Annotated in this window: 19 protein-coding genes; 10 read left to right on the forward strand and 9 right to left on the reverse strand. The window is 34.9% G+C overall.

Going from position 1 to position 16,166, the window contains the following annotated elements:
• Positions 1–23: 23 nt before the first annotated feature.
• The 3 genes from CSP5_RS03685 to CSP5_RS03695 form a co-directional block, all read right to left on the reverse strand.
• The gene (locus CSP5_RS03685; protein WP_148689659.1) at positions 24–1,115 is read right to left on the reverse strand and encodes a glycosyltransferase; all 1,092 of its coding nucleotides are present in this window, start codon (positions 1,113–1,115) and stop codon (positions 24–26) included.
• Positions 1,099–1,665: a hypothetical protein gene (locus CSP5_RS03690; RefSeq protein WP_021788587.1), complete on the reverse strand. Its 567-nt coding sequence runs from the start codon at positions 1,663–1,665 to the stop codon at positions 1,099–1,101. Before CSP5_RS03690 ends, CSP5_RS03685 begins: the two co-directional genes overlap by 17 nt.
• A gap of 63 nt (positions 1,666–1,728) precedes the next feature.
• Entirely contained in the window at positions 1,729–2,082 is a 354-nt protein-coding gene (locus CSP5_RS03695) for a hypothetical protein (RefSeq protein ID WP_148689660.1), read from the reverse strand.
• A 114-nt stretch (positions 2,083–2,196) separates the two neighbouring features.
• Here CSP5_RS03695 and CSP5_RS03700 point away from each other — a divergent pair, with 114 nt between their 5' ends.
• Positions 2,197–3,240: an SIS domain-containing protein gene (locus CSP5_RS03700; protein ID WP_148689661.1), complete on the forward strand. Its 1,044-nt coding sequence runs from the start codon at positions 2,197–2,199 to the stop codon at positions 3,238–3,240.
• Here CSP5_RS03700 and CSP5_RS09715 read toward each other — a convergent pair.
• A complete protein-coding gene (locus CSP5_RS09715; protein ID WP_172399392.1) occupies positions 3,237–3,404 on the reverse strand; it encodes a hypothetical protein in 168 nt (55 codons plus the stop codon). The genes CSP5_RS03700 and CSP5_RS09715 overlap by 4 nt on opposite strands.
• Positions 3,405–3,416: 12 nt before the next feature.
• Positions 3,417–4,190, reverse strand: coding sequence for a molybdopterin-binding protein (locus tag CSP5_RS03705; RefSeq protein ID WP_148689662.1), 774 nt, complete (start codon positions 4,188–4,190; stop codon positions 3,417–3,419).
• Positions 4,191–4,425: 235 nt separating this feature from the next.
• Between CSP5_RS03705 and CSP5_RS03710 the strand changes: the two genes are divergently transcribed.
• The 8 genes from CSP5_RS03710 to CSP5_RS03745 all read left to right on the forward strand — a co-directional run bounded on the left by CSP5_RS03710 (position 4,426) and on the right by CSP5_RS03745 (position 11,884).
• Positions 4,426–4,710, forward strand: a complete 285-nt coding sequence (locus tag CSP5_RS03710) for a DUF211 domain-containing protein (RefSeq protein WP_021788592.1) — start codon at positions 4,426–4,428, stop codon at positions 4,708–4,710.
• Positions 4,707–5,231 (forward strand): hypothetical protein, encoded by a 525-nt coding sequence (locus tag CSP5_RS03715; protein ID WP_021788593.1) that lies wholly within the window; start codon positions 4,707–4,709, stop codon positions 5,229–5,231. Before CSP5_RS03710 ends, CSP5_RS03715 begins: the two co-directional genes overlap by 4 nt.
• Positions 5,232–5,514: 283 nt before the next feature.
• On the forward strand, positions 5,515–6,714 hold the full coding sequence (locus CSP5_RS03720; protein WP_148689663.1) for a hypothetical protein: 1,200 nt from the start codon (positions 5,515–5,517) through the stop codon (positions 6,712–6,714).
• Positions 6,715–6,802: 88 nt separating this feature from the next.
• The gene (locus tag CSP5_RS03725) at positions 6,803–7,615 is read left to right on the forward strand and encodes a fumarylacetoacetate hydrolase family protein (protein WP_148689664.1); all 813 of its coding nucleotides are present in this window, start codon (positions 6,803–6,805) and stop codon (positions 7,613–7,615) included.
• Between the two features lie 24 nt (positions 7,616–7,639).
• Positions 7,640–8,524 (forward strand): hypothetical protein, encoded by an 885-nt coding sequence (locus CSP5_RS03730; protein ID WP_148689665.1) that lies wholly within the window; start codon positions 7,640–7,642, stop codon positions 8,522–8,524.
• A 3-nt stretch (positions 8,525–8,527) separates the two neighbouring features.
• The gene (locus CSP5_RS03735) at positions 8,528–10,432 is read left to right on the forward strand and encodes an ATP-binding protein (RefSeq protein ID WP_148689666.1); all 1,905 of its coding nucleotides are present in this window, start codon (positions 8,528–8,530) and stop codon (positions 10,430–10,432) included.
• Between the two features lie 74 nt (positions 10,433–10,506).
• Positions 10,507–11,205, forward strand: a complete 699-nt coding sequence (locus CSP5_RS03740) for a TenA family transcriptional regulator (protein WP_021788598.1) — start codon at positions 10,507–10,509, stop codon at positions 11,203–11,205.
• Positions 11,206–11,341: 136 nt separating this feature from the next.
• Entirely contained in the window at positions 11,342–11,884 is a 543-nt protein-coding gene (locus CSP5_RS03745; protein ID WP_148689667.1) for a histidine phosphatase family protein, read from the forward strand.
• 7 nt (positions 11,885–11,891) lie between these two features.
• Here the strand turns inward: CSP5_RS03745 and CSP5_RS03750 are convergent, their stop codons facing one another.
• Positions 11,892–12,329, reverse strand: coding sequence for a hypothetical protein (locus tag CSP5_RS03750; protein WP_077076134.1), 438 nt, complete (start codon positions 12,327–12,329; stop codon positions 11,892–11,894).
• 398 nt (positions 12,330–12,727) lie between these two features.
• On the opposite strand from CSP5_RS03750, the gene CSP5_RS03755 reads away from it, so the two are divergent.
• Positions 12,728–13,144, forward strand: a complete 417-nt coding sequence (locus tag CSP5_RS03755) for a PPC domain-containing DNA-binding protein (RefSeq protein ID WP_172399394.1) — start codon at positions 12,728–12,730, stop codon at positions 13,142–13,144.
• Here the strand turns inward: CSP5_RS03755 and CSP5_RS03760 are convergent.
• From CSP5_RS03760 to CSP5_RS03770, 3 genes are read right to left on the reverse strand one after another with little or no spacing between them, the layout of a single operon-like run.
• Positions 13,131–14,180, reverse strand: a complete 1,050-nt coding sequence (locus tag CSP5_RS03760) for an iron-containing alcohol dehydrogenase (protein WP_172399395.1) — start codon at positions 14,178–14,180, stop codon at positions 13,131–13,133. The genes CSP5_RS03755 and CSP5_RS03760 overlap by 14 nt on opposite strands.
• The gene (locus tag CSP5_RS03765; protein WP_021788603.1) at positions 14,168–15,310 is read right to left on the reverse strand and encodes a homogentisate 1,2-dioxygenase; all 1,143 of its coding nucleotides are present in this window, start codon (positions 15,308–15,310) and stop codon (positions 14,168–14,170) included. Before CSP5_RS03765 ends, CSP5_RS03760 begins: the two co-directional genes overlap by 13 nt.
• Position 15,311: 1 nt before the next feature.
• On the reverse strand, positions 15,312–16,136 hold the full coding sequence (locus tag CSP5_RS03770; protein WP_172399396.1) for a fumarylacetoacetate hydrolase family protein: 825 nt from the start codon (positions 16,134–16,136) through the stop codon (positions 15,312–15,314).
• Positions 16,137–16,166 lie beyond the last annotated feature (30 nt).

Here is a 16,166-nt window from a genome sequence, read left to right on the forward strand (position 1 = left end):
TAATTTTAAGCTATTAAAATATATCATTTTTTTAATTCATACTTCTTTCCTCTCCATTCAATATGGGTTGATCTAACTCCAGTAATCATATTGATGAAATAGATAAATGGTAACACTATTGACGCTATTGTAACCATCATTATGTTCTGCTTCTCTCTAGAAACGTTAATGGCAATTGCCATTCCCCATGGAATGTATCCGAGAAGGAATAAGTTCCAGACAAAAATGGATAGTGGGATTAAGGCAATTACATATAATATTACTATACCATAAATCCCAATTCCTGCATAGAATGCGTTCTTACTGTGAGATATGCTTATGGCAATTTGCCTATTGGACCATTCCATGAAGGTTTTTCTATCCTCTCTAGTGTATACAACTGGTCTAGTATTATGAGCATAAGCAATCTTGAGATTTCTTTCCTTGCAAATGGATGTAATTGTGGAATCATCTGAAATGGAATTAGCAAACTTTTCAAAATTATCTGGAAAAATTAAATCATTCCTGAAGGCGACCGATCCTCCCCAAACAAATCTTGTCAATCTGAACTCCATCATGTTTATTCCAAGGTATCCCCATGTTTTTTTAATATAGTCCCATATATTTCCTCTGTCAGCAGGATCATAATAGGGATAAGTTGTGCTTGCACCTATATTTTTGTCCGCAAGAGGACCTAAAAGACTTTGCAGCCAGTTGGGTTTAACAAGTGTATCTGAATCCAAAATAGCAAAGTAATCACTTTCCTGATATTTTTTGAGTGCAGTTGCTATAGCACCAACTTTTCCACTCCCGCTGTGACCGCCATCTGAAACTAGAATTTCCATGTTATGTTTTTTCAGTATCTGAACCGCAGGATCATCTAAATGATCAACAACAGCAACAATATTATACTGTTCGACTGTTTGATGTTTTATTGCATCTAAATTTTTTTCAAAATTAAGATCGACGCCCTTGCACGGAAATATAACGGTAACCTTTTTTAAAGCTATATTCTTCTGACTGGAACTTTGTCTTTTCCACCACACAACAAGATATATCCTTAGGGATAGAAATACTATAAGTACCAATATGATGAATGCCCAGAGTATTTTTATAATTTCAATGTCTTGAATCATCTATCTCACTAATGGGAACAGTTCTGCTTCCTCTAGTCCCTCTCATAGGTTCAGATTCCTTCCCGATCCTTTTTCCCCTCAATATATTAAATATATCAGAAAGAGAGAGAACAGAAAAGATTATTCCCGTGATCAGGGAAATGAAAAGAAAAATCTCTAGGAATATAATATAATAAGAGGTATGATAGACAACAACTGAGCTGGCAAAATTCATCAACATCGAGATAAGACCTATCATTATGGTAAAAACAAATAATCTGTTGATCTGACCAAATATTGGTTGCTTAAGGCTTTCTGGATGAAAGATCGGGATCATTGAGATCATCACAGTGTAAGCAGCCATCATAAGACCCATAATTGTCCCATAAAAAGTTAGGATCGACGAACTGGAATAGAAAGAAGCAATCTTCGAGGTTAAAAGAGTATCTGTTGGAATATATATCTTTCCTATATTGGTTGTCAGAAAAAAAGTAATAATAAATGACAGAATCACTACATTTCTCAACTTATAAAAGGAATCCAATCTACCCTTAAGCCTGACCTGAGCCATGGAATATTATAGTTATCCGGTATAAAATTTTTTATTAGAATATGGCTAAAAATTATGAAATTTTCAGAAAAATCTGAAAGTTGATTGATCTATAAGCTCTGTAAAACTTTCTAAATCTATCTCCCCATCTTTAAAATTTGCAACTAGTTCTGTCCATCTCACTTCAAAATCAAACGAAAGTTTCTCGCCTTTTACCGTAAAGAGTAAACGGGTAACTCGGTCTACATTCTCCTTGTCAGGGAAATCAACACTTTCGATCTCTTCGTTATTATCCGCATTTTTAACATATGTGTGGGAAATGTATTCAAAGGAAAAGTTATGAAGGGGAAAATTTCTTCGTTTCTGTATTGCAAGCATCCTCACAAAATATTCAATGATATTTCCAAAATCACCTTCTATCTTAGTCGGCTCTTGCATATATTTAAATCCCTATATGGTTTTTAAATTTTTTTAATTTTTCATATTAGATATACATTTCTTAAGAAAGAGCAATGCGTAAAAACTTTTTTTCCAAAATTTATTATGTTGTGATTGAATAAAAGAAATATGACGGATGATATTCCAGAGGTTAGAACAAAGCACCCTTACTTAATGTATGAAATGCTCAAGGAGACTCCAAAAGCTCTAAAAACTACTATAAAAAATGTGATTGATGAAGAAATTGATTTCAGACGCGGTTCTGTAACTGTAACAGGAAACGGAACATCATATCATGCAGGAGTTCTTGGGTTTCAGTCTATTTCTGATGAAAATAAACCATGGAATCATATACAGTCATATGAACTTGAAAATTACAAAACGCCTGGAAATAATATTGTTGCATTCTCACATACCGGTAAAACGTATTCAACTGTCCAGTCAATAAGAAAATATCCAGAAAAATTCAGTGTTGGTGTGACTCATGATCAAAATTCTTCACTGGCGCAAATATCCAGCAAGAGTATAGTTATTCAGGAAAAGGATAAATCTCTATGTAACACAAAGGCATTTTTTGATAACTCTTTAGCGTCTCTTATAATCGCCAATAAGTATGAAAAATCAAAGTATGACTATGAAGGGTTTATTTCCATGATAGATAAGAATCTTATGAGGGCAGATATTGAGATGAACTCGATTGTTAAGGAAATCGGAAAGGTCAAAAATATTTTTGTGCTAGGGGCGGGGAACAATTTTATAGCCGCACGGGAAACTGCTCAAAAACTAAAGGAGGCAACACACATACATAGTGAAGGCATAGAACTGGAAGAATATAACCACGGTTGCACATCTGTTACAAATAAAGATACTCTGCTTATTAACATATGCAACCGCGAAGATACATCAAGGGTAGAACAAATAAACAGAGGAATAAAATATGTTGGAGCGAAATCTATAGGCATTGGTGGCCCAGGAGACTTTGAAATAGAACTTGATGTCAGAAATAGCTTTGAATTACCTATACAGGCAATAACTTATACCTATTTCCTTGCCTACCATCTTGCAGTTAAACTTGGAATCAATCCAGATATACTTAGATTCGACGAAAAAGACTATTATGATTTTGATATGGAAATATTTCCAGCCGGCCAGCACTAAGAGATTTTCTTATTGGCCTTTTCTATCTTATTCTCAATTTTCTTAAGTTGGAATGGGTCAGTAGGTTGCTTACTCTTAAGCATTTTATTTCTCAATTTTTCCCTCAGTTTATCATCCTTGCATAAATTCAGAACACTAATTTCGAATTTCTCAAGCTCTCTCATTTTTATCATGCCTCATATGGATAAGCTGAATTTATTTTTAACTCTCTGACTGAATTCTTTATATGTAGAATTTATTCTATTTTCAATATCGTCCTGACTATCTCCATATCCGTAGAATTCAATTATTAGAACTGGATTATTAAATTCAAAGGATTCTGGATGGGATTTAATATTTATTCCATTGTTCATAACGTCAAATACTTCTTTTATCAGTGGAGCAATGGCACTTTCCATTATCCCATTTACCCTTATTTCTTTGCTCATGTAAGCTTTTTTAGACACGCCCATATTTAGAAGGATTTGTGGTAACATAGATCTCATCTCCCTCGGCACGCCTGGAACAGAAAATATTATTTTTCCATCATATTTGAGAAACATGCCAGGTGCGGTACCGCCTTTATTTTCTATTATTTCTGCACCCAGTGGCATTTTCGCCATTTTTAATCTCTCTTCTGTCAATTCTAGTTTTAGAGATAGATATTTTGTCTTTAAAATATCCACTGCATGAGGATTCATTTCTAATGGTAATCTGAGGCATTTACTGATAGATTCAATAGAAATATCATCCATAGTTGGCCCAAGTCCGCCAGTTGTTATAATAACATCAACTTCATCTAATAAAAACTTCAATGATTTGCATATTTCATCTGTTTCATCCTTACACGCAATGTGATAAGCTACATTGAACCCGTTTGATGTTAGAAATGAGGATATTTCTGCTGAATTAGAATCAACAGTTCTTCCCTTAACAACTTCATTTCCAATGGAAATAACAGCTATATTCATACTCTCACTTCTAAATATTATTCAGATAGGAAACGTAGAACATGAGTGCGGACATCCCAACAAGCACCATCATGAATATGAGCATTTGTCTCTTTCTGTTTTCCAAGTTTATCTTTTAATGATTACTATTAATCTATTTAACTTTTACAAATTGAACGATTTAATTATAAATGGATAGGGACATATTTATTTTGTTAAGTTCATTACCTCTTGATCTTAATAGGTGTAGTAAAAGATGAACATAAGGAGATTAATTCTCGATGTTGGCAAGGGGATAAACAGGCCAACATTAATGGAACTTTCAGAGATAATTAGTTCGGTGAAGGGTGTAGAAGGAGTAAATATTATCGTTACTGATATGGACATAGAGACCATGGGTGTTAATATTACCATAGAAGGGAATAATATAAATTATGAACAGGTTCTAAAGGGTATTGAAGAAGTTGGAGCTGTAGTTCATTCAATAGATGAAATAGCAGTAGGCAGTAAACTAATTGAAAATATAAGGCGTGATGAGTGAACGAAGATGACTCTTTTGCTCTAAGCATAGGAGCAATAGACGGACTAATCACATCGCTGATGATAACAAGTAATGCAATAATAAGCAAATCTAACATCATGCTAGAGGCAGCCCTAAGGATCAGTTTAGGGTCAGCGGTTGTCGGAGCGGCAAGCTTCTTCGTTGCAGAATATGGAAGACTCAGGCAGGGAGAATACAGGATAGCTCATTTACTGAAACCATCATCAAATCCAGGTCAGAGCAAAACATCTGTAATGAGAAGAAATCTAAGTGATGCATTCAAGGGTGGTTCATTATCGTTTATCATGGGGTTTGTTGGAGCGGCAATTCCAATAGTAAGTTATTCATTACTGCATAGAGAAGGGATTTATTCTTTAACTTTCTCATATCTGGCATTAGGTATAATGGGGATATTTCTAGGGAAAAGTTCTGGAGGAAAAGCATCAAACTGGTTTATTTCTCTGGTTATACTGGGAGTTATAATGACCGTGGCTGGATATTACTTAAGAATAGTATCATAAAATAACAAATTGATGAAAAAGATAAACTAATCGAAGTAATACAGTGCAGGTGCATCGACTAGTATATCTTTTGTTACTGAGCGTCATTTATTTTCTCTCAATTATAATAGAGATAATTGAAGGCATATTCATTTTCTCCGGACAGATATATTACTTATTCTATTCAATCATAGGATTGATAGTATTAATGCCACTATTGGAATATATTTCATATAGAAAAATAAGCATTTTAAAGTTTTATCCTATAAGTATTTTCATTCTATCCACATTTTTAACCATTTTAATGGATTTCAACTATTTTCCTGCCCTTGCTCTTCAAATAATCGCACTCATATTTTCCATAAGGTACATTATGGATAATGACAGAATGAAGAAATATCATTTAGTTTACATAATTTATGGTTTTCTAATGCTTCTTCTTTCATCCCTTCTCAGGGTGATTTCATTTGAGAGATTATCTCAGGTTTTGATTTTTAACATAGGTGATGATATTAATGTTAAAGGGGTCCCATTTTTCTTCAGCAATGGGGTTGTGATAGCTGGAATGAGGTATTTCGTGTTTTCCTTCAGTTTTCAGTATATGATCATAATACTAATTTTGGGGTTCCTGCTTCTTGAAAATGCAAGAAAAATAATTCAAATATCAAAAGTCAAAAATCAGGGGAAAAGCAACTTACTCAATTTAACATCCATGAGCTTCTCTGTATTTTCGTGCCAATGTGAAACCGTCACATCCATAATCCCAGCCATTGGTGCTGAAATTCTCGGCATAATATCACTGCCCATAATAACAGAAAGTCTCATTCTTTCAATAGGAACATTCCTGTATCTTCATTTTGTCCAAAGGGAAAGATATGGAATATTTGGCAAACTTTGGAATTCAAAGAAAAAGAGAAAAGGCTTATTATTCATAGCCCTCCTGATAATGATTCTAAGTCCAATACTGATAACCTTTGGTGTATATTTTGGGTTGCAAAGAAACCTCCTTTTCTATTTTGGAACTAATCTCGGTCTATTTGCGGTTTCATCCTTAATATTCACCCGTCTATTTAGTGAAATCAGGATTAGTATTGGTATATCAAAAGTGTTGTATGTTGTTTTGGCTCTTCTCACAATCTTCTTCATGGTTGTATGGTATGTTCCAGCAGTTCTTGATGTTGCAGTGAAGAACGGGTTAATCTTTTCAATCATGGGCCTGTTTTCAGTGCTTTCCGGTATTCTATTATCATTAATGCTAACACCAATTAATAAAATAGGGAGATCCATAATATATGAATACATAACTGGGATGTTTCCAGTAGTTTTTGTAATAGTACTTTATTATACTGTTATTACTTCAAGCCAGATTTGGCCAGCTTTCAGCATAACGAGTCAACTAATATTTGGTCTTGTGCTATTGGGAATAAGCCTTCCAATTATGTGGTTTTCCACTAATTATTCAATATATGGAAATTATATAGCGAACAAAGACACACACAGATAATGTACATAGTCTGTTTAAAACGAATTAAGCATTTATCATATGATGTTACAATTAGAAATGCGTAAATATTAAGTTCAAATCAAAGCCTATGCAAATTGAAATAGTTTCTGAAAATGGTAATCTTTTTCCAATTGCTTACGAAAATGGCTCTGTTAAGAAGGGAAGAAAGATTTCAAATCTAAATAAATTCTACATGGAATTAAGTGAAAATATAAATTCTGCAGAATTTGTGCAGGGTGATACAAAAAGTTATACGAGTGTCATTCCAGTTAATCCTGGCAAAATTCTTTGTCCTGCTTTGAATTTCAAAAATCATTCCGCTGAAACTGTACAGAAAAGCCCTGAATTTCCATATTTTTTTCCAAAATTCTCCAATTCATTAATACCATTTAATGGAAAAATATTAAAACATGAAGGTATAAAACAGCTGGATTATGAGGGAGAAATAGCAGCAATAGTAGGAAAAAAGACGTCAAAAGCTTCAAGGAGTGAGGCTCAGAATTCCATAGTTGGTTTTGCGGTAGTGAACGACGTAAGTGCAAGAGATTATCAAAATCAATTTTCACCCAATTTAGGAAAGAACTGGATAATGGGAAAAGCCGCAGACACTTTTCTTCCTGTAAGCAAAACTGTGTTTATAGGAAAAGAAGAAGAATTTTCAATTAAGACTTTTGTGAATGGTGAAATTCGTCAGGATGGTAACACAAAAGACATGATATTCTCATTTGCAGATATGGTATCTTATATAAGCAAAAATATAACACTGGAACCTGGAGACATGATTCTCAGCGGTACACCAGCTGGTGTTGCAGCATCAGGTAAATACCCATATCTTGGGAAAGGAGATATGATAAGGATAGAATCAGAAAAAATTGGCAAACTTGAAAATGTTGTTGGATAAGATTTTTGTATATTTATCATTTAAATGATATTCGAGGAAAGCAAGGAAGAGCTGTTTCAGGCTAAAATTCCATTCCCCATATTCATTCCTGAAAATGAAGAAATTAAATCATCTATCAGATTTTCATATAATGAACCTATTTCAGTCAGGATTGAAGTTGGATCAGACAGAGAAAGAATCTCAATCAAGGAATCATTCATGGACTGGTTCTATTATGGGTTTCCAAAAAACCATATGAAGAGTTCTGTTGAATATTATGGAAAGGAGACAGTACAAATAATGGACATAAACGGTGAAAAAAGTGTAATTTTTTCCGGACGAGATTATTTAGGCCGATCATCATCAACTGCTTTCTTTAATGGAACTATGCTTGAATTCAGGTACGAAGAAGGAATGGAAGATGCAGCTCTGAATATGATTAGAGATATAAGGACCCATTCAGTCGGAGCAATAAACTTTATAGACAGTTCATTCCTTTGTAATTATCATTCAAATTTTCAGTGGTTTGAAAACGAGAGAATCGGAAGGCTATCCTGGAAAAAAATATGGGGAGAGGGACTATGGAATTACTTTCCTGATTCCACTGGAGAATTCCAGCACCTTCATAAAATCACAATCTTTAAAAATAGATTGAACGAATTTATGTGGGTTGATGTTTCCAGGAAGAATAGTGGCATTAAAAATTTAAGGTACAGATTTTCAAGAGGTGGAAATATTTTTAAACTAATGAAAACCAAGGATAATTCTTTCTATGGGGCTATTTCTGACATAGGACCTTATCTTTTTCAGAACGAAGATGAGAAATTCGTTTATACAGTTACAGTTCCCAGAATGAAAGAATTTGAAAAGAACTGTCAGAATTTTTTTTCACATATGGAAAATTTAAATTTCAGCCCATTTTTACCGTGATCAATGCCTTTCAGATATGATATTGGTATCTCCTCTGGAAAGAGAATTCAGGGAGAAGGTATAGAGATTGGGAATGGAGCTTCAGGTTATCCATATTTAATTAATGCCCGATCTCTGATGTTCCACACACTAATCACGGGTAGAACCGGAACTGGAAAATCCAATCTTCTATTAAATCTTTGCAAGAATATTCTTAAAGTAGAGAGTTCAAATATGATCGTAATAGACTTTCACGGTTCACTTTCAGACCATATTATTACAATGATAGATAACAAGAAACTGATCTATCTTGGGAGTTCACCAGATGGTAAAAGTGTTGTGAAAATGAATATATTAAAAGGTGCCTCCCAATCTTCTGTATCATTCTACCTTATACAGGAAATATTCTCCAGGGAATCTTCACTCTCAGGAGGAACATGGGGACCGAGATTACAAACCATATTCACTTCAGTACTGAGGGAAATATTACTAAGAGAGCCAGAAGCAACTTTAAGTGACTTCATGGACACACTTCTTTCAAAGGAGATGATGAAATCGCTTTCTGCCAGTTGCACCAAGGAAAGCAGAAAAGTGATAGAAAATCTTATATCAAAATGGCAGTCATGGATAGAATATAGCTCCAGTTCAATAAATAAGTTATATCCAATTTTAAGTGATCCTAAGATAAAATCACTGGTTTCGTCAAGAAATGAAAGCGTAGATATTATAAAGGAACTGACTGAAGGTGATAAAGTAGTTGTAATAGACGTGTCAAAGACAAGATTTTCTACAACTCAAGGCAAAATAATTTCTTCACTAATACTAAACAGAATCTGGACAGAAATCCTTAAAGAAGGAATAACTCCACAAACAATGATTGTAGCAGACGAGGCGCAGAATCTGAATTCTAGCGTGCTGTCTGAGATTCTAAGTGAGGGAAGAAAATTTAAAACCTACCTTACCGTAGCTTCTCAGTATCTGGATCAGTACGATCGATATACAAAGGGGTCTCTCCTTTCAAACTGTGGTTCGATTTACTCATTCAATGTATCTGAAAGGGACGCTATGGAAATCACTAACGTTATTACAAACAGAAAGAAGAAGACTGAAGCTTTAAAATCTATACTGCTCGGAACACCACATAATGTAACACACTTTAATTTCCTTTCGAAAAGTGGAATAGAAGTGGATAGTTTTATCCCTTACTTAATTGATACAAAGGTAAACAAAATTGAAGTCGAATCTAGAGTAGGGGAAAGTTTAGATCTGTATGGTAACGATACAGATGAGGAGCCAATGTCAGAGATTTTAACTCTGCCTGATCATACTTATTTATCAACATTTATGCTGCGGTTCCTTGAAAGTAGAGATATATTTCCAGAAAGAGAAAGAAAACTTAACAGTCTAAGACCAGATATTTTATTCTATTACAACAACCGGCCTGTTGTTGTCGAAATTGAAGTTTCAGATGTGGGGAAGTTTTCAAGGGTAGTTGAAAAAGCCGTAAATTACAGTTCTTTAAAATTGATTTTTCTATGTGGGAGAAATATGGGCAGAATACTATATGAAAAATTTTGCAACAGAGACTCCATGCGAAATAGTCTTGAAAATCTGAAAATGAAAGGGTCCGGATCATATTATGATTACAGGAACATTCTAATATGTGAGGAAAGAAATGGTATTCTGTACTTAGTTGTAGGTGGGAAACTGGTAAGATTTTCAATAGATAAACTTGAAAATTACAGGACCTTCGTGGAACAGTCTGTCATGGGGTCATCTTTTATCGAGATCTGCATGAATGAAATGAGGAGAAAATCGGATTACTTTCTTTGTATTGAGGAAATAAACAAATTATGGGATAAAGCACATTATGCTGAATCCTTTAATTTTAGGAATGAAAGCATTACAATATTTGATTTATATAAATAATTTAGTATAATTAATAGATAATTGACCTTATTAAGGTCAGAAATATATTTATAAGGCATTTGACATGTAAAATTATGATATCTGAAGAGGTAAATGAAAATAACTTCTATAAGAAGACATATGAGTTTGTAAAAAAGCATAGCGCCATAGACAATGAGTTCATAAACAGATTTGCAAAAGGTGATATTAGTGTAGAAGAATTTAAACGTTTTTCTGTGGAATTCTTCCACTTTACCAGGGAGTGGCCAGCAATTCTCTCAACCTTGCTGGTTAACACTCCAGATGAGTCAGATGCTGCTAACCTTACAACTATTCTCGTTTCAGAACTCGGTGATATGGATCCAACCAAGAGACATGAACTTTTATACAGAAAGTACCTTAGAAGTCTCAATATGGAACCCACATCCCTTGTTAAGGCTAAGCAACTACCAACAACAAAGGCTTGGCTAGACGGTATGAGAAACTATTTTTCATCAGATTACTATGAAGCACTTGGAGCGGAATTTGGTCTTGAAAATATGGCTATTCCAATGTGGGACAAAATACTTTCAGGTTTCAAAATCTTCACGCAGAAACATCCTGAATTCAAGGGTGTTGACATAGAGTACTTCACATTTCACAGAGAACTTGAAGAACACCACGAAGAGGCAATGGAAGATGTTCTTGGAACTCACAAGAGTGATCCAGATGCAAGGGAGAAATTTTTCAAGGGAGCAAAAGGAATACTTGATCTGGAAAAGAATTTCTGGCTAGGACTTTCGGATAAACACTGAAATAAAGATAATCTGGGAAATCTCAACCTTTATTTTTTTAAGAATCTTTTGTCCATAACTGAGGTTTTGTAATTTATGTTCTTTTACAAAAGGCGAAAAACATTAAATTATATTGAGGTCTTTTCCAGTGTAGAAGATGAAAGTCTATTTTGTAAGACACGGTGAAACAGAGTGGAACCGGGAGGGAAGATGGCAGGGGAGTTTTGACATTGGTCTGTCGGAAGAAGGTAAAAAACAAGCTTTAGATGCTTCATCGCAGTTTGAAAATAAGCCCGTAGATGCCATATATTCAAGTGATCTCAAAAGGGCATATGAAACCGCACAATTCATTAGTGCTAGGACAGGATTAAAGAATATAATACGAGATCCAAGACTACGTGAAAGAAGACTGGGGGAGATAGAAGGTAAAACATCGTTGGAGGTATCACAGTTATTATCGATGAACATTAATCTTCTAGATATAATAGGCAAAGATCTACCTGTAGATGGAATGGAACCACTCAAGAGTCAGTTTGATAGAGCCAGCCAATTTATAAACGATCTTAGAAAAAGTGATTATAAAAATACGGTTGTGGTCTCACACGGGGTGACCATAGGAATAATGATCGAAATCATTACCGGAGAAGATTTTAGAAAGAGAAAGATTGGAAATTGCGAAATTATTGAGGTAGTAGTTTAACATTACTTTAATAAATGGCACCAAGTGCCATGAATATAAGTGTTAAAACTGCAAAAGTAAGTTCCAGAGTCACGTATTTCTTAAGATCCTTTCCCTTTTCTGGATTAATATGCTTCGCAAGTCTCATCGCAAATCCCTCACCGAATATCACATATGATACGATGGCAAAAAGGATGCCAATGGAAAGCAGTATACCACCTGTAGAATTAAAGCTAAAAGAAGCATGCAAATATCCAGTCAGGGCAGCCACTATAATACCTAATAATATGGCAAGACCACCCATCATTCTTGAAACATTACCGGAAACCATCAATCTACCAGCCCTTTCTTCAGAGGGAGAAGATAAATATGCTGAAACTGCCGTATAAAACCAGAATATCATAATTATCCACAGGACTCCAATAACTCCGTGTACTTCAGCGAGTGCCCTGAACGTTGTATCCATTTTAAATCAGATCTAAATCATGTCTAGCCTATTATAATTTTTTAATCTAAATATTTAGAATTTATTTCTTAAGCAAAGATAAAAAAATCATTTTATTTTTTCAAACCAACAACAAGATGAGATACTAGATTAAACTAAATCTTAAATTAATCAACAAATACTGTCACACTCAAATTCAGTCTAAGTCGCAAAAATGATATAGAGAGTTTTGACCTAAAAATACAAATTTCTGAAAGTAACGCTGGACTCTGTTAAGTTTTGAGATTTACAAAAATGCGTTGGAATAAATTATGAGGTGGAATTCATTTTGCATTATGGCTTTCTATTTCTGGAATAATTTGGGGAAAAATTGTCTAAATTTCCACAATAGATTTAATATTTGTAAAACATACTACAATATGCAACACAGAAAAGACGGAAACTTCGTTATAGTGAAGCTAGATGAAGGGGAGGATATAATAAAATCACTGGAAAAGGTTCTGGTTGAAGAAAATATAAAGAACGGTTTTATAGTTTCAGGAATAGGAGCTGGAGTTGAGCTTGAGATTGGTTATCTGAGAGGAAAAACCTATGAGAGAGAAATATTCAGTCCGCCAATGGAAATCACATCATTTTCCGGAAGCATAACTGAGGGAGACCCAAAGATGCACATCCATATCAACGCAGCAGGACCTGATCATGTTACTTACGGGGGGCATCTTTTCAGTGGGAAAACAAAACCTCTAATGGAAATATTATTATTTTCCACAGAGTCAATAAAAATGACCAGGGAGTTAAAGGAAAGCAGTGGTATGAGAGAACTCAAGTTTCTCTGATCAGTTCCCTGATCAGTTCAAGATGCCAGGGTTCCCTATTCTTCAATTTAGAGTATATTTCATCTGCATCCTTTTCTTCAACACCATATTTGGAAAGACTTTCACTAAATCCAAGGGATGCTATAAATTCTTTTACCAGGAAATAAGCATTTTCAGGATCCTCATCACTGACATTTTTTCCAGAAATTGTTGCTGCAATCTCTCTCATCGCCTCTGGAAACAGTGTGGAATAATGTTTCATAACAGCCGGGAGTGTTATGCAGGATGTAATTCCATGAGGAATCTCAAATCTTGATCCAACAACTTTGCCTATGTTATGGCTTATTCCCATAGGAGAGTCATAGACCTGCCAGTAGGAGTACCAGGATGCTATCTGACACTTTAATCTGGACTCCAGATCGTCCGATTCAAGATTATCAAATAGCAGTCGTATACCCTTTAATGCAGCGGTTCTAGAAATTTCCAGAAGATTTGGATGGATAATACTTTCAACGCAGTGATCCAAAGATCTTATGCCTGTAGATCTCCAGAGTCTTTCAGGGGTTTCAACCGTTATTTCTGGATCAAGTATTACTTCCTGAGGAGTGATCTTCTTATCTCTGATCCCATCCTTTTCTCCTCCTATGGTATATCCTGCGATGTGTGAAAATTCAGATGCAGATAATGTTGTTGGAACTGCAATATGCAGTGTTTCAATATCATAATAGTACTTTACCACCTTTGCAGCGTCAGTAACGCTTCCACCGCCAATCGAAAGTATTGAATCACAGTGATTGTTTCTGTAAACTTCCACAGCATGTTCTATTTCCTCCATTGGAGAATGCTGTGTTATCTGGTTCATGATGAAATAGTCTGTTCCAAGAATATTTAGGATTTTATTGAAACTTTTTGTTTTTGAAACTGAGTTACCAGTTATTATTAACAGTCTCTTCTTCCTTGTCTGGGTTAGAATAGAATTTATATTTGAAACAGAGCCCTTTCCATATGTTACCCTGTTGATTGGAACATAATTAAATTCTTCTTTCACTGAAACCACGATTTTGAATAGTCTGGATCTTCAATTTCTTTTCCCTTCTTTGTAAGGAATAGGTGATCATAAGTTTCAATCATTACTGCAACCTCATCAGTTCCCTCCTTGCCAATGGCATTCTCCACTGCTCCTGGTTGTGGACCGTGAATTATTCCTCTTACATGAAGGGTAACAGAACCGGGCTCTATTCCTTTCCTGCTCATGAAGTTTCCTGAAGAATAGAAAAGGAATTCGTCCACATCTATATTATTGTGGTAATATGAAATAGGTATGCTTTTTGAATTGAAGTCAAATTTTCTGGGTAGAAATGTGCCTACCATCATTGACCTAGAAGAAAATGTTTCATGAACAGGTGGGGGCATATGGATCTTGCCAACTATGGGTGCCATTATATCTGTATTTATAGCATATGGGTAGAGATAGCCATCCCAGCCTTCCACATCAAGAGGATTATAATCCCTCTCTTCAATAACCATGTTGTTATCAAGTTCAACAAAAACCTGATAATTTCCAGTTTCGTCCTTTGGTTTCTGAAGTATTGGTACCCTTATGTTTCTTGTATAGTATGGCGATCCCTCTTTTATCTGACCATAAAGGTTTAGATATCTCCTGGGAAGTGTTATATCATCCTTAGACTGGAATAAGAGAAAATAGGATTCTTTTGAACATTCTATTCTGAATGTAAGCCCCTTAGGTATGTATATATAATCTCTCGGTCCAAATTCAATATCTCCCAGTACCGATATTAATTTTCCCTTTCCATTATGCACAAACAGAAGCATATCATATATTCCATTCCTGTAAAAGTCCATGGTATTCTTTTCAGGTTTTAATATCTGAACCTTGATCCGGTCATTCATTAGAATGGTTACTTTTCCATCTATAATCGTACCATTTCTTGGAATATCAGATGTTTTTAGATGTCTGTGTGAATACGGGGAATCATCAAGTGTCTCTTTCTGAATTTCCTTGCTAATGAATTTCTTCACTCTAGTAGGCTCGTTTATGTGGTAAAGGAGGCTATACGGCCCATCGAAACTCTCCTCACCAAACAACTCTTCTCTTCTCAATTTATTCCTATCTTCATATGTGTGCCTGCTTTCAGGCATAACTCCCTGTTTTACATAAAACACCATTTCAACTCACCTCATTTTTTAAAATTCCTAAAGTTTCTGATCTTATTTCCACCATATCACCTGCCTGCAACCATCTTGTTTCAGGTTCATTCTTCTCAAAAAGGCACCCACCAGCCATAGTACCAGTCATTAAAATATCACCTTTTTTCAGGCAGCTATCCATCGAGCAGTACTCAATCATTTGACCTATACTGAAGTACATGTCCTTCATATTAGATCTCGAAAACGGTACACCATTTACGCTGGAATCCACATCTATATCGAATGTTTTTCCATTCCATTTTTTTGCTAGCTCATCTGTTGTGGTTATGTATGGACCTATGCTTGTTGCAAAATCCTTGGATTTAGAAGGCCCAAGATTAAGAGCAGCCTCTTTCCTCCATAGGTCTCTTGCACTCCAATCATTCATTAGCGTCAATCCATAGATATATTCCAGAGCCCTATTCTTTTCTATATTCCTCCCCTCCTTTCCAATTATTATTCCAATTTCAATTTCTAGATCCAGTTCACTGGTAAAAGAGGGCTTCGCTATTTTTTCACCACTAGGTCTCAAAGCATCCTTGTTAGTATAATAATATATAGGAATCTGGTACCACAAAGGATTCATTTCCAAACCTCTATTTTTTCTGGAATTTCTTACATGTTCTTCAAACGTATAGAAATCTCTTACCTGATTAACATCTTTCAATGGAATCAGCAAATTGTAACTTTCATTTACTAATTGAAATTCTGAAATATTGTCCAGCAAGGTCTTGTTGTTTAAATCAAATATGGACAGGTTATTCTTATAAAGATAATCAGACATTAAATAAGTGTCATTTCCCATAAAAACAGCATACGAATCTGTTCCATGGTA

It is taken from the genome of Cuniculiplasma divulgatum (assembly GCF_900083515.1).
Classification (GTDB): Archaea; Thermoplasmatota; Thermoplasmata; order Thermoplasmatales; family Thermoplasmataceae; genus Cuniculiplasma; species Cuniculiplasma divulgatum.